Origin of the sequence: Bradyrhizobium archetypum, from assembly GCF_013114835.1 — a bacterium.
GTDB lineage: Bacteria > Pseudomonadota > Alphaproteobacteria > Rhizobiales > Xanthobacteraceae > Bradyrhizobium > Bradyrhizobium archetypum.
Window position 1 is genome coordinate 214903 of the sequence record NZ_JAAVLW010000003.1, and the last position, 13216, is coordinate 228118.

At 62.3% G+C, this 13216-nt stretch carries 9 protein-coding genes; 6 read left to right on the top strand and 3 right to left on the bottom strand.

The genetic code is table 11. From position 1 onward, the window contains the following. The first annotated feature begins 5 nt into the window (after positions 1-5). Positions 6-3173: an efflux RND transporter permease subunit gene (locus HCN50_RS09665; RefSeq protein ID WP_171709418.1), complete on the top strand. Its 3168-nt coding sequence runs from the start codon at positions 6-8 to the stop codon at positions 3171-3173. A gap of 157 nt (positions 3174-3330) precedes the next feature. Here HCN50_RS09665 and HCN50_RS09670 read toward each other — a convergent pair whose 3' ends face one another. Continuing rightward, a complete protein-coding gene (locus HCN50_RS09670; RefSeq protein ID WP_171709419.1) occupies positions 3331-4332 on the bottom strand; it encodes an NADP-dependent oxidoreductase in 1002 nt (333 codons plus the stop codon). Between the two features lie 225 nt (positions 4333-4557). Here HCN50_RS09670 and HCN50_RS09675 point away from each other — a divergent pair, with 225 nt between their 5' ends. Together HCN50_RS09675 and HCN50_RS09680 are read left to right on the top strand one after the other, a co-directional pair. Continuing rightward, positions 4558-5847, top strand: coding sequence for a dicarboxylate/amino acid:cation symporter (locus HCN50_RS09675; RefSeq protein ID WP_171709420.1), 1290 nt, complete (start codon positions 4558-4560; stop codon positions 5845-5847). A gap of 11 nt (positions 5848-5858) precedes the next feature. After that, the gene (locus HCN50_RS09680) at positions 5859-6785 is read left to right on the top strand and encodes an amino acid ABC transporter substrate-binding protein (protein ID WP_171709421.1); all 927 of its coding nucleotides are present in this window, start codon (positions 5859-5861) and stop codon (positions 6783-6785) included. Between the two features lie 131 nt (positions 6786-6916). On the opposite strand, the gene HCN50_RS09685 is transcribed toward HCN50_RS09680, so the two are convergent. After that, positions 6917-8233 (bottom strand): bifunctional folylpolyglutamate synthase/dihydrofolate synthase, encoded by a 1317-nt coding sequence (locus tag HCN50_RS09685; protein WP_171709422.1) that lies wholly within the window; start codon positions 8231-8233, stop codon positions 6917-6919. Next, positions 8233-9231, bottom strand: a complete 999-nt coding sequence (locus HCN50_RS09690) for a hypothetical protein (RefSeq protein WP_171709423.1) — start codon at positions 9229-9231, stop codon at positions 8233-8235. Before HCN50_RS09690 ends, HCN50_RS09685 begins: the two co-directional genes overlap by 1 nt. A gap of 290 nt (positions 9232-9521) precedes the next feature. On the opposite strand from HCN50_RS09690, the gene HCN50_RS09695 reads away from it, so the two are divergent. From HCN50_RS09695 to HCN50_RS09705, 3 genes are all read left to right on the top strand, one after another. Next, complete coding sequence (locus HCN50_RS09695) at positions 9522-10295, top strand: ferredoxin--NADP reductase (RefSeq protein WP_171709424.1); 774 nt, start codon at positions 9522-9524, stop codon at positions 10293-10295. Positions 10296-10507: 212 nt separating this feature from the next. After that, the gene (locus tag HCN50_RS09700) at positions 10508-11380 is read left to right on the top strand and encodes a patatin-like phospholipase family protein (RefSeq protein WP_311967742.1); all 873 of its coding nucleotides are present in this window, start codon (positions 10508-10510) and stop codon (positions 11378-11380) included. A gap of 188 nt (positions 11381-11568) precedes the next feature. Next, a complete protein-coding gene (locus HCN50_RS09705; protein ID WP_171709425.1) occupies positions 11569-13200 on the top strand; it encodes an FMN-binding glutamate synthase family protein in 1632 nt (543 codons plus the stop codon). Positions 13201-13216: the final 16 nt, after the last annotated feature.

Here is a 13216-nt window from a genome sequence, read left to right on the forward strand (position 1 = left end):
CGGTCATGATTTCAAAATTTTTCATTGAGCGGCCCGTTCTGTCCAACGTCATCGCGATCCTGATGATCCTGATCGGCGGCGTCTGCCTGTTCCGGCTCGCGGTTGCGCAATATCCCGATGTGGTGCCGCCCACGGTGCAGGTCACCACCCGCTATCCCGGCGCCAGCGCCAAGACCGTGATCGACACGGTGGCGCTGCCGATCGAGCAGCAGGTCAATGGCGTCGAGGACATGCTCTACATGCAATCCTACAGCGGCGCCGATGGCTCCTACTCGCTGACGGTCACGTTCAAGATCGGCACCGATCTCAACTTCGCGCAGGTGCTGGTGCAGAACCGGGTCTCGAGCGCGCTATCGCAACTGCCGCAATCGGTGCAGAGCCAGGGCGTCACCGTGCAGAAGAGGTCGACGGCAATTCTCCTGTTTGTGACGCTGACATCGCCGAAATCGACCTATGACAGCCTGTTCCTGAGCAATTACGCCACCATCAATATCCGCGACGAGCTGTCGCGTTTGCCCGGCGTCGGCAACGTCACCGTGTTCGGCGCCGGCCAGTATTCGATGCGGGTCTGGCTCGATCCGAACAAGCTGCAGGCGCGCAACCTGATGCCGCAGGACGTCATTTCGGCGATCCAGCAGCAGAGCCAGCAGGTCACCGCCGGCCAGGTCGGCGCCCCGCCGGCGCCGGCAGGGCAGGCGTTCCAGTATACGCTGAACGTTGCCGGGCGGCTCGACGACACCACCGAGTTCGAGAACGTGATCGTCAAGACCGGTAACAGCGGCGACGTTACACGCGTGCGCGACGTCGGCTGGGTTGAACTCGGCGCCCAGACCTACAGCCAGATCTTTTCGCTCAACAACAAGCCCGCCACCGGCATCGGCGTTTTTCAGTCGCCCGGTGCCAATGCGCTCGAGGTCGAGAAGGCGGTCAAGCAGAAGATGGAGGTGCTGGCGAAATCGTTTCCGCAGGACGTGGTTTACGACGCGCCGTTCGACACCACCAAATTCGTCTCCGAATCGATCAATGAGGTCTACAAGACGCTGATCGAGGCCGGCTTTCTCGTGCTGATCGTGATCCTGATCTTCCTGCAGGATTGGCGCGCGATGCTGGTGCCGGCAACGACGGTGCCGGTGACCATTATCGGTGCCTTCGCGGCGATGGCGGCGCTCGGCTTCACCGTCAATATCTCGACGCTGTTTGCGATCGTGCTGGCGATTGGCATCGTCGTGGACGACGCTATCGTCGTGGTCGAAGGCGCGGCCCACAATATCGAGAAGGGGATGTCCGGCCATGACGCCGCGATCAGCGCGATGGACGCGCTGTTTGCGCCGATCATCGGCATCACGCTGGTACTGGTCTCGGTGTTCCTGCCTTCGGCCTTTCTGCCGGGATTGACTGGCCGGATGTATGCGCAATTCGCGCTGGTCATCGCCGCCACCGCGCTGCTCAGCGCCATCAATGCGGCGACGCTGAAGCCGACGCAGTGCGCGTTGTGGCTGCGCCGGCCCGCGCCGCCGGAGCAGCGCAACTTCTTCTACCGCGGCTTCAACAAGGTCTATAACCGGCTGGATGCCTGGTACGGCCGGCTGATCGGCCGGCTAGTCGCGCACAGCAACATATCTGTCATCTGTGCGCTGATCCTGATCGCGATCGGCGGCTATGGCCTGTCGCGGGTGCCGACCGGCTTCATCCCGATCGAAGACCAGGGCTATCTGCTGGTGGCCGTGCAACTGCCCGACGGCGCGTCGCTGGACCGTACCCAGCGCGTGCTCACGCGGGTCAGCGAAATCACCGGCAAGGCGGCAGGCGTCGAGCAGGTGATCACGATTGCCGGCATTTCCGCGCTCGACAATTCCTCCAGCCTCGCCAATGCCGGCGTGGCCTATCTGATCCTGAAGGAGTGGAGCGCGCGCGGCGAAGGCGAGGATCTGCGGTCGCTGTTCGTCGGATTGAATGAGAAGCTGTCTGTGATCGAGGAGGCGCGGATCTTGGTGGTGCCGCCGCCGCCGATCCAGGGCATAGGCAATGCCGCAGGCTTTGCGATGCAGGTGCAGCTCCGTGATGGCAATTCCGATTTCAGCAAGCTGCAGGCCATTACAGGGGCGATCGTCTCCAATGCGTCGTCGCAAAGCGCGCTGCAGCGGGTCAGCTCGCCGTTCCGTTCGATGGTGCCGCAGTTTGACGTCGAGGTGGACCGGGTCAAGGCCCAGACCATGCACGTCACGACCGACCAGGTGTTCTCGACGCTGTCGTCCTACATGGGGTCGAGCTACGTCAACCAGTTCAACAAGTTCGGCCGCACCTTCCAGGTCTATGCGCAGGGAGACGCGCAATTCCGCCTGACGCCGCGCGATATCGAACGGCTGACGGTGCGCAACAGCCAGGGCGACATGATCCCGCTTGGCGCAGTCGCGAAGATCACGCCGGCTGTAGGCCCGTCGCTGATCAGCTTGTACAACCTCTATCCGTCGGCAACCATCATCGGCCTGCCGGCGACGGGCTACAGCTCCGGCCAGTCGATGAACCTGATGGAGCAGATCGCCGCCAAGACGCTGCCGCCGGGCACGGGATTCGAGTGGACGGCGATGTCTTATCAGGAGAAGGTCGTCGGCGGCCAGATCTACTGGGCGTTCGGCCTGGCGCTGCTGCTGGTCTACCTCGTGCTGGCCGGCCAGTATGAAAGCTGGTACGCGCCAGTCTCGGTCATCCTTGCGGTGCCGCTGTCGCTGCTCGGGCCGATGCTGGTGCTGAGCGGCCTCCGGATCGAGAACAATCTCTATACCCAGATCGGCATCATCCTGTTGATCGCATTGTCGGCCAAGAACGCCATCCTGATCGTCGAGGTGGCGCTGGAGCTGCACGTGCGCAATCGCAAGCCATTGTTGGAATCCGCCGTCGAGGCAGCACGGGCCCGCTTCCGTCCCATTCTGATGACGTCATTCGCGTTCATCCTTGGCGTCGTGCCGCTGGTGCTCGCGACCGGCGCCGGCGCCAATGCGCGGAAGTCGATCGGCATCACCGTGTTTTCAGGCATGCTGGCCTCGACCTGTCTCGCCGTGCTGTTCGTGCCGACGTTCTTCGTGGTGATCCAGCGGTTCGAGAACTGGCTGAAAAAGCAGAAGGCGAAGAAGGCGGGGGTGAAAGCGGCGCAGGCGCCGGCCGCGACGCATTAGGGTGCGAGATTTTGATTTCGTCGTCCCGGCCTTGAGCCGGGACCCACAACCACCGTTTTGAATTTTGCGACGAGTTGGAGCTACAGCGTGCCGTAACCACGCGAACCTGTGGTCTGGGTCCCGCTTTCGCGGGGACGACGCATTGATAGATCGTGGACTACACCTTCACCATGCGCTTGCCGCGGTTCTCGCCGGCGAGCAGGCCGATCAGCGCCTTCGGCGTATTCTCGAAACCGTCGATCACGTCTTCCTGCACCTTCAACTTGCCGGCGGTGACCCACGACTGCAGCTCGGCGAGCGCCGCATCGCGCTGGTCTATGAAATCCATCACGATGAAGCCCTGCATGATGAGACGCTTCACCACGATCAGGCCGGGCACGCCGCGCGGGCCGTGGGCCGACGGCACGCCGTCATATTGCGAGATCGCGCCGCAACAGGCGATGCGGCCGCGGTTGTTCATCAGCGCAAGGCAGGCTTCGAGAATGTCGCCGCCGACATTGTCGAAATAGACATCGATGCCGTTGGGCGCTGCGGCGCGCAGCGCCTTGAAGGTGGCGCCATCCTTGTAATCGACCGCGGCGTCAAAGCCGAGCTCGGCGGTCAGCCAGTTGCACTTGTCCTTGCCGCCAGCAATGCCGATGACGTTGCAGCCTTTGATCTTGGCGATCTGGCCGACGATTGACCCGACGGAGCCGGCCGCGGCCGACACCACCACCGTCTCGCCTTCCTTCGGCTTGCCGACATGCAACAGGCCGAAATAGGCCGTGAGGCCGGCCACGCCATAGATGCTGAGCAGATGCGTCATCGGCTCCATCCTGGGCATCTTGGTGAGATGTTTGGCAGGCACGGCGGCATAATCCTGCCAGCCGGTATCGCCGAACACGATATCGCCCGGCACGAGCGCTGGGCTGTTCGAGGCGACGACCTCCGCGATGCTGCCGCCGGCCATCACCGTATTGGCCTCAACGGCGGCGCGATAAGTCGCGCCGTGCATCCAGGCACGGTTGGCAGCATCGAGCGAGATATAGCGCGTGCGCACCAGCGCCTCGCCGTCCTTCGGCGCGGGCATCGCGCCGTCGACCAGCTTGAAATGCTCGGGTCCCAACTTGCCGGTCGGTTTCTCGACCAGCAGGATCTGACGATTAACGGCCTCGCTCATGATGTTCCCTCTCCTCGGTGTAGTTGTTCTGGCATTTCTGGATGCAGTTGACTGCGCATGAAGCGGTCAACTGCACAGATTGTGCGCTGCATGAACGCTAGTCGGCGTGTGCGCTTTCTACAACAGGAACATTCCGGCAAATCCGTCGAACTCCGACTTCTATTGCGCAGGTTGTGAAATCTGCCAAACTCCCGTCTGCCGGTTGCAAAAAGACGGGGGCAAGCAATGTCCAACAGGTTCACGCAACTCATCCTGATCGCGATGGCACTCGGCATCGTGATGGGCTCCGTGGTCTACAACTACATGCCCGACAGCCGCGTCGAGATCGCGGCGTCCGTCAACCTGATCGCGATGTTGTTCCTGCGCCTGATCAAGATGATCATCGCGCCGTTGGTGTTCGCTACCCTCGTCGGCGGCATCGCGCATATGGGCACCGGCTCCAAGCTCGGCCGTGTGTTCGCCAAGACGATGGGCTGGTTCGTCAGCGCTTCCTTTGTTTCGCTGCTGCTCGGCCTCATCATGGTCAATCTGCTGCAGCCCGGCGCCAATTTCCCCGGCACGCTGCCCGACAAGGCGCAATCGACCGGCCTGCCGGTCTCGGCCTTCTCGATCGAGAAATTCCTGACACATCTGATTCCGACCTCGATCGCGGACGCGATGGCGCAGAACGAAATCCTGCAAATCGTAGTGTTCGCCGTGTTCTTCGCCGTCGCGCTCGGGGCGTTGCCTGATCGCGCCAAGCCGATGCTGGGGCTGATCGACGATCTCGCCCACATCATGCTGAAGGTGACCGGCTATGTAATGCTGTTCGCACCGATCGCGGTGTGGGCGGCGATCATGGCCACCGTGTCGAAGAACGGCCTCGGCGTCTTATGGAAGCTGATCGTGTTCATGGGCGGCTTCTATCTGTCGCTCCTGATCCTGTGGGTCATCCTGGTCGTGGTCGGCTTCATCGTGATCGGGCCGCGGTACAGCCATTTGCTGCGCCTGATCCGCGAGCCGCTGATGATCGCGTTCTCGACCGCGTCGTCCGAAGCGGCCTATCCCAAGACCCTCGAGGGGCTCAACCGCTTCGGCGCCTCGTCGCGGATCTCGGCCTTCGTGCTGCCACTCGGCTACTCCTTCAATCTCGACGGCACGATGATGTATTGCACCTTCGCAGCCGTCTTCATCGCGCAGACCTACCACATCGACATGTCGCTCGGCACGCAGCTCGCGATGCTGGCGACGCTGATGATCACCTCGAAGGGCGTCGCCGGCGTGCCGCGCGCCTCGCTGGTGGTGATTGCCTCGACGCTCGCCCAGTTCGGCATTCCCGAGGCCGGGCTGTTAATGATCATGGGCATCGATACCTTCCTCGACATGGGGCGCAGCGCCACCAACGTGATCGGCAATTCGCTGGCGACCGCCGTGGTGGCGAAATGGGAGGGCGAGCTGAAGGCGGAGCATGAGCTCGGGCCAGATGACGTCGTTCCATCCGATGCCGTTCCGGGCGATCCCGTGCCGGCTCAGTGAGGGAGAGATGCATGCATCAGCCCCCAAGGAGTGCGATCAGGGCGGGCGGAATGGTGCTGGCAATGTGCTTGCTGGCTAGACCGGTCTCGGCCCAGACCGTCAGCGAAGGACTTAGCCCGACGCTCGCCAACGTCAAGCGAACGCATGTGGTGCGTCTCGGCTATCGCGAGAGTTCGCCGCCGTTCTCGTTTCTGGACCAGTCCAATCGGCCGATCGGCTACAGCCTCGAACTGTGCGAGGCCATCGTCGAGGAGATCGGCGTCGAGGTCGACGACGCCAACCTCAGGATCGAATACGTCAAGGTCACCTCCGATGACCGCATCCCGGCTATCGTGCAGAACAAGATCGACCTCGAATGCGGTTCGACCACGGCCAATGCCGAGCGCGCCAAGCAGGTGGCGTTCTCACCGCTGATATTCGTGGCCGGAACGAAGCTGATGGTGCCCAGGGCGTCGACGATCTCGGCGCCCACGGACCTGAAAGGCAAGACCGTGGTGGTGACCAAAGCGACCACCAACGAGCAGGCAATGCACACGGTCGACAAGAAGTTTTCGCTTGGCCTGAATATCGTGCCGGCGCCGGATCACGAGCAATCCTACCAGATGCTGGCCGACGGCAAGGTGGATGCGTTCGCGACCGACGACATCCTGCTCTACGGCCTGATTGCGCGGCACAAGAGTCAGGACAAGTTCAAGGTGACGGGCGAGTATCTGTCCTACGATCCCTATGGCATCATGTATCGCAAAGGCGAGCCGCAATTGAAGGCCGTGGTCGAACGCGCCTTCCGCAAGCTCGGCTCGGGACGCGACCTGGTCCCGCTTTACAACAAATGGTTTGTCGGGCGGCTGCCGACCGGCGAGAAGCTCGGCGTCGCGATCTCGCCGCAGCTCGAAGAGGCTTTCAAGGTGCTCGACGATACGCAGGGGTCGAGTAATTAGGCATCTCGCCCTCATGGTGAGGAGCGCGTCTTCGCGCGTCTCGAACCATGAGGCCGAGAGCCGGGCCTACATCCTTCGAGACGCGGCCAAGAGGCCGCTCCTCAGGATGAGGATCAGCGATCGAATCGCGGTCAGAAAAAATTCAAATCTTCCGCCCGCCCGCCTTTTAGGACGGTCGCATATTCGATTGCCAGGAACAGGCCTCCGGCGACATAGACTTTTTGCGCCGCCGTTCTCGCGATCTCCTGCGAGAATTGCACGGCGTCCTCGATCGTTGCAGCTACACGAACACCGGCTGAGGGGTTGGCAAGCCGCGCTGCGGCAGCGATGCCTTGTACATCGGCTCCCTTGTGGTGCGCGGCCGTACAGATGACTGTGTCAAAGGACGGCGCCAGCGTGCCGACGATTTCGTCGGCCTTCTTGTCGCGTGAGGCGCCGGTGACGAGAATCCAGTCGCCGGCGCCATGGATCGCCGTGAGGCTTGCCAGCGATTGCCGGATGCCGTCAGGCGTATGGCCGACATCGATCACGGTGAGCGGGTTTTGCTGGATGGTCTCGAGGCGTCCGGGCCATCGCGTGTCGCGCAGGCCCGAACGGATGGCGGTCTCGATCCGCCCGGGAGCCTTGCGCGGCTGCTCGCGTTGCAGCCAGAGCAGAAACAGGGTGATCGCGATGGCCGCGTTGTTGAACTGGAACGCCCCTGGAAGGCTCAGCTCGACGCGGCGAAAATCATGATAGCCGAATTGGAAGTCGAAATGCTGCCCTGACCCAGATTGGGCCTCATTGTCGATGGCGATCTCGTCCCGGATGAACAAGGGGATACAGCCGCGCCAGCGGTTATACTCGACGAGATGCCGCCGCAGGCCCCGGCAGTTTTCGCCATAGATAATCGTGCCGCCGGCGGCGCAGGCGTCGCTCTTGTCCGATGCAATCAGTTCAAGCGTGTTGCCAAGCAATTCGACATGCTCGTAGTCGACCGAGGTGACGCAGGTCGCGTGCGCCCCGACCAGGCGGACCGGATCGTAGCGGCCGCCGATGCCGGCCTCGAACACCACGAAGTCGCATTCGTCTTCCTGGAAGTGAAGGCAGGCGAGCGCGAACAGCGCCTCGAAGGCGCCGAATTTTTCGCCGCGGCGCTGTGAGACGTCGGCGATGGCGGCTTCGACCGAGCGCTTGAGCCTGGCGAAGGTATCGTCATCGATCTCGATCCCGTTGACCTGAATCCGCTCGTTGAAGCGAAAAAGATGCGGCGACGTGAACAGTCCGGTACGCAGGCCGTAAGCGCGGCCGGTCGCAGCGCACATCGCCGCCGTGCTGCCCTTGCCGTTCGAGCCGGTCACCACCACCGCGATGCGCTGCAGGCGTGCGCGATCGATAGAAAGCCGTTCCAGCAACTCGGCCATGCGCGCCAGGCAGATGCCATCGCCGTATTTCGGCAGGTCGAACACTAGAGCAATCCCATGGTGGAAAAGGTGTGATGCCAGATCTTCAGGATCAGGTCGCCGCGAGTGGAATCTTCCAGCAAGCGGATCGCGGGATTGGAATTCACCTCGATGATCTCGATTGCATCCGGATCGCCGCCGATATCGACGAACATGTCCACCGCCGCGACGCGCAGCCCGAGTGCGCGCGCTGCCTGCCGCGCCAGTACGACGGCTTTCTCGGAAGGTGCCGGTGCCAACACCATCGTGCCGCCCGCGCTCAGATTCATGCGTCCGGGGATTTCCCATCGTCCGCCTTTCGCCGGCACCATGTCGAGCGACGGATCGTGGTTGGACAGCGCCACAGGTGACAGGCCGCGTCCGCGCAGGGCATTGTTGTGGGCGGCGAGCAGTTCGCGCAGGGTGCGCACGCCATCGCCTGTGACGGACGGCGGATATTTTCGCGCGCAATAGAGCGCGTCATCGTCGAGCAGGAAAACGCGATACTCGGATCCTTCCACGATCGGCTGGATCAGGACCGCGTCGTAGTACTCCGCCACCTCGTCGAGATAGCGAACCAGCGCCGCTTCGTCGTGAACGGCCTGCGCGAAATCGCCGCGCGAGCCCGTGAGCGGCTTGACGAACGCAGACCCGCCCATTGCCCTGAAACAGTCGATCGCGTCGCTGCGCTCGTGGCCAGGCGGGCGATGCGCGCGATGACGGTCGTGCAGGAAGAAGTATTCGCCGCGAAGTGCCGGTACGCCGGCCTCTTGCAAAATGCTGCTTGCAAAGCCCTTGTCGGAGGCGAGTGTCGAAGCGGTGGCATTGTTCTGCGGATACCAGGAGCATCGGCCGGCGCCGAAGTAGAGCTGCCGGTCGCGCGAGGCGACGCTGAAGATCAATCCCGATCCGCCGTCGAGATCGCGAAACGCCAGTCCGAATTCGGTGCAGGCGAATTCGGCGTAGATCGCCTGGTCCGGATAGAAGCCCGGTTTTCCCTTCCGAAACTCAACGAGGCTTCGCATGCGATCTCTTTTGAAACGTTCTTAATTCGACGTAGTCATTTATTGCCAGATCGACGTCGAATTCAGCAAGTTAATTGCGTGAAGGTGGCGTTAACGAAGGCTATCGAACCTTTTTGCAAATTAGGCCGACAGCCATTCCGAGTTCTCAATTGTGCTGCAGGTCATATTGACTATGTGTGTCCCGTGCGCAAATGAAGCGCCAAATCGCCGAAGATTTCGCTGATTTTTGGTACTTCGAGGCCCGAAGAACGAAACGTTCTACACCGAGACGTCAGGAAAAACGAAAACCCATGAGCGCGTTCTATAGAGAGAAGGTTCTTTCCGTTCGCCACTGGACCGATACGCTTTTCAGCTTCCGAGCCACCCGCGATTCAGGTTTCCGCTTCCAGAATGGTCAGTTTGCGATGATCGGCCTCGAGGTCGAGGGCCGGCCGCTATTGCGCGCCTATAGCATGGCGAGCGCCAATCATGAGGAAGAACTCGAGTTCTTCTCCATCAAGGTCCCGGATGGCCCGCTGACCTCGAAGCTGCAGAAGATCCGCGAGGGTGACGAGATCCTGGTCGGCCGTAAGGCAACCGGCACGCTGATCACCGACAACCTGATCCCCGGCAAGCGCCTCTTGTTGCTGTCGACCGGCACCGGCCTCGCGCCGTTCGCCAGCCTGATCAAGGACCCCGATGTCTATGAGCGCTACGAGACCATCGTGCTCGTGCATGGTTGCCGGCAGGTCTCCGAGCTCGCTTACGGCGAGGAGCTGGTCGCCAAGCTGCGCGAGGACGAGCTGTTCGGACCGCTGCTGTCGGAGAAGCTCCTGTACTATCCGACGGTGACCCGCGAGCCGTTCCGCAACCGCGGCCGCATCACCGACCTGATCTCGTCGGAGCAACTCTTCAACGACATCCACCAGCCGCCGCTCGACATCGAGACCGATCGCATCATGATGTGCGGCAGCCCGGCGATGCTGGAAGAGCTGAAGCAGATGTTCGAATCCGGCGGCTTCGTCGAGGGTAGCGGCAACACGCCGGGCCATTTCGTGATCGAAAAGGCGTTCGTCGAGCGTTGAGACGATCGCCCGTTATTGTCATCCCGGGCCGATGCGAAGCATCGAACTATGGTGCGCAATTGCGCACCTGAGGATCTCGAGATTTCGGGTCTGGTCCTTCGGACCATCCCGGAATGACGACCGGCTATGTAGCCGATACCTTCCCCTCACTGCTATAATTCTTCCCGAACGCCGCGCGGCGCATCCGACGCGGCGATTAAGGGAGCGTTTGCGTGCCGGTGCGCGATGAGATTGGTCCGGGGAAGACCGCCTTCGTGTTCGCGGGCGGTGGCAGCTTTGGCGCCATCCAGGTCGGCATGCTGCATTCGCTCGCCGCGCATGGCGTGACCGCCGACATGGTGGTCGGCTGCAGCGTTGGTGCCCTGAACGGCGCATTCTATGCCGGCGATCCCACGCCAGATGGCGTGCAGCGGCTGGCCGACATCTGGCGCGGGCTGCAGCGGCACGATGTGTTTCCGATGAGCTGGCGGACGGTGCTGAGCTTCCTGTGGCGCCGCGATTTCCTCATTCCCCATGACGGCATCCGCAAGCTGATCGATGATCATATTCCCTATCGCAATCTGGAAGAGGCGAAGCTGCCAGTGCACATCGTCGCAACCGACATCATCTCCGGCGACAGCGTCGTGCTGTCGGAAGGCTCCACGGCGGAAGCGATCGTCGCCTCCACCGCCATTCCGGGCGCGTTCTCGCCGATCCGTTACAAGGACTATTTTCTCGCCGACGGGGCGATTTCCAGCAACACGCCGATCCAGGTCGCCGTCAAGAAGGGCGCCAGGCGCCTGATCGTTCTGCCGACCGGACATGCCTGCGCAAACCAGGCCCCACCCGTCGGCGCGGTCGCCAACGCGCTGCACGCGCTGACGCTGCTGATCGCGCGGCAATTGGTCAGCGAGCTGGAAGCCCTCGGACCCGACATCGAGTATTTCGTGGTGCCGCCGCTATGCCCGCTGGTGGGCTCTCCTTACGACTTCTCGCGAACTGACGACCATATCGATCGCGCCATTCTCTCCACCGATGCATGGCTGGCCCAGCACGGCCTGCAGCAGGGCAAAATCCCGCACGAGATGCGGTTGCACAGCCACTAGCGGCCGGGTGCCGCCGCGTTACGCTGCACTGCAGGAGGCGGCTGATTTGATCGGCCTCGTGACGCAGCAAATTTTATTCGAAGCCGCCGTCATGTTCCCGTATGCCGCTCCGTATATCCGTGTAGCGCTCGCTCCGGCGGTTGGACTAAGCTGGTGGCGGCGACGCGACAATCCGGCTGGGGGATTCCATGGAAACGCTGCTGCTCCCGTTCTCGCCACGCTACATCGTGCTCACGGTCTGCGCCGTGGTGACGGCGCTGCTGGTCGGTATCGGGATTTTCGACCATAACCCTAAAGTGTGGGAACTGCTGCTGGTGCCGATCGCGATTTTCGGCGCGCTCACGCTGCTTGGCATTCGGGATCTGCTGCAGAAGAACCATGCCGTTCTGCGCAACTATCCGATCTCGGCGCATATCCGCTTCCTCCTCGAAGAGATCAGGCCGGAGGTGCGGCAATACTTCTTCGAGAGCGAGAAGGACGGCATGCCGTTCTCCCGCGATACCCGCGCTCTGGTCTATCAGCGTGCCAAGATGCAGCTCGACAAGCGGCCGTTCGGCACCCAGGAAGATGTCTATCGCGAGGGTTACGAATGGATGCATCATTCGGTGGCGCCGAAGGCGCGAAGCACCGCGGAATTCCGCGTCACCATTGGCGGCCCGGATTGCACCAAACCGTATTCGGCATCGGTCTTCAACATCTCGGCGATGAGTTTTGGCGCGCTCAGCCCCAACGCCGTGCGCGCGCTGAACATTGGTGCCAAGAAAGGTGGCTTCGCGCACGATACCGGTGAGGGCGGTGTCAGTCCCTATCATCGCGAAAATGGCGGCGACCTCATCTGGGAGATCGGCTCCGGCTATTTCGGCTGCCGCAATCGCGATGGCTCGTTTAACCCGAACGAATTTGCCCGCGTCGCGGCCGATGGCCAGATCAAGATGGTTGAGCTCAAGATCAGCCAGGGCGCCAAGCCCGGACATGGCGGCGTGTTGCCGGCAGCCAAGGTGTCGGAGGAGATTTCCAAGATCAGGGGCGTCGCAATGGGCGAGGATTGCGTTTCGCCGGCCACCCATAGCGCGTTTTCGACGCCGCTTGAGATGATGGCATTCATCGGCGAAATGCGCCGGCTGTCCGGCGGCAAGCCGGCCGGGTTCAAGATGTGTATCGGCCACCCCTGGGAATTCCTGGCGATCTGCAAGGCAATGCTGGAGACCGGCATCTATCCGGATTTCATCGTCGTTGACGGCAATGAGGGCGGCACCGGCGCGGCGCCGCTGGAGTTCATGGATCACCTGGGCATGCCGATGCGCGAGGGCGTCAGTTTCGTCCACAACGCGTTGATCGGCATCAATGCGCGCGACCGCATCAAGATCGGCGCCGCCGGCAAGATCGCGACCGCCTTCGACATGGCGCGCGCCATGGCAATCGGCGCCGACTGGTGCAATTCCGCGCGCGGATTCATGTTCGCGCTGGGCTGCATCCAGTCCTTGAGCTGCCACACCGACCGCTGTCCGACCGGCGTATCCACGCAGGATTCTACCCGCGCCCGAGCGCTGGTGGTGCCACTCAAGACCGAGCGGGTCTACATGTACCATCATGCCACCCTGCACGCGCTGTCCGAGCTTCTCGCCGCCGCCGGCCTCGACCACCCGAAGCAACTACGGCCAATCCACTTCTCGAAGCGAACGTCGAACACCGAGGTGCTGTCATTCGCGAAACTGTATCCGTCGCTGCGTCCGGGCGAGTTGATCGAAGGCACCCAGGATCCGCGCTTCCGCGATGCATGGGCGATGGCGCGCGCGGATTCGTTCCAGCCGGTGGGATAAAAGATCCCGGCGGTTT

Coding starts and splice junctions, on each gene's coding strand:
- HCN50_RS09670 (WP_171709419.1), bottom strand. CDS start 4,332: ATGAGCGAGGCCGTTAATCGTCAGATCCTGCTGGTCGAGAAACCGACC.
- HCN50_RS09690 (WP_171709423.1), bottom strand. CDS start 9,231: ATGCGAAGCCTCGTTGAGTTTCGGAAGGGAAAACCGGGCTTCTATCCG.
- HCN50_RS09665 (WP_171709418.1), top strand. CDS start 6: ATGATTTCAAAATTTTTCATTGAGCGGCCCGTTCTGTCCAACGTCATC.
- HCN50_RS09680 (WP_171709421.1), top strand. CDS start 5,859: ATGCATCAGCCCCCAAGGAGTGCGATCAGGGCGGGCGGAATGGTGCTG.
- HCN50_RS09695 (WP_171709424.1), top strand. CDS start 9,522: ATGAGCGCGTTCTATAGAGAGAAGGTTCTTTCCGTTCGCCACTGGACC.
- HCN50_RS09705 (WP_171709425.1), top strand. CDS start 11,569: ATGGAAACGCTGCTGCTCCCGTTCTCGCCACGCTACATCGTGCTCACG.
- HCN50_RS09675 (WP_171709420.1), top strand. CDS start 4,558: ATGTCCAACAGGTTCACGCAACTCATCCTGATCGCGATGGCACTCGGC.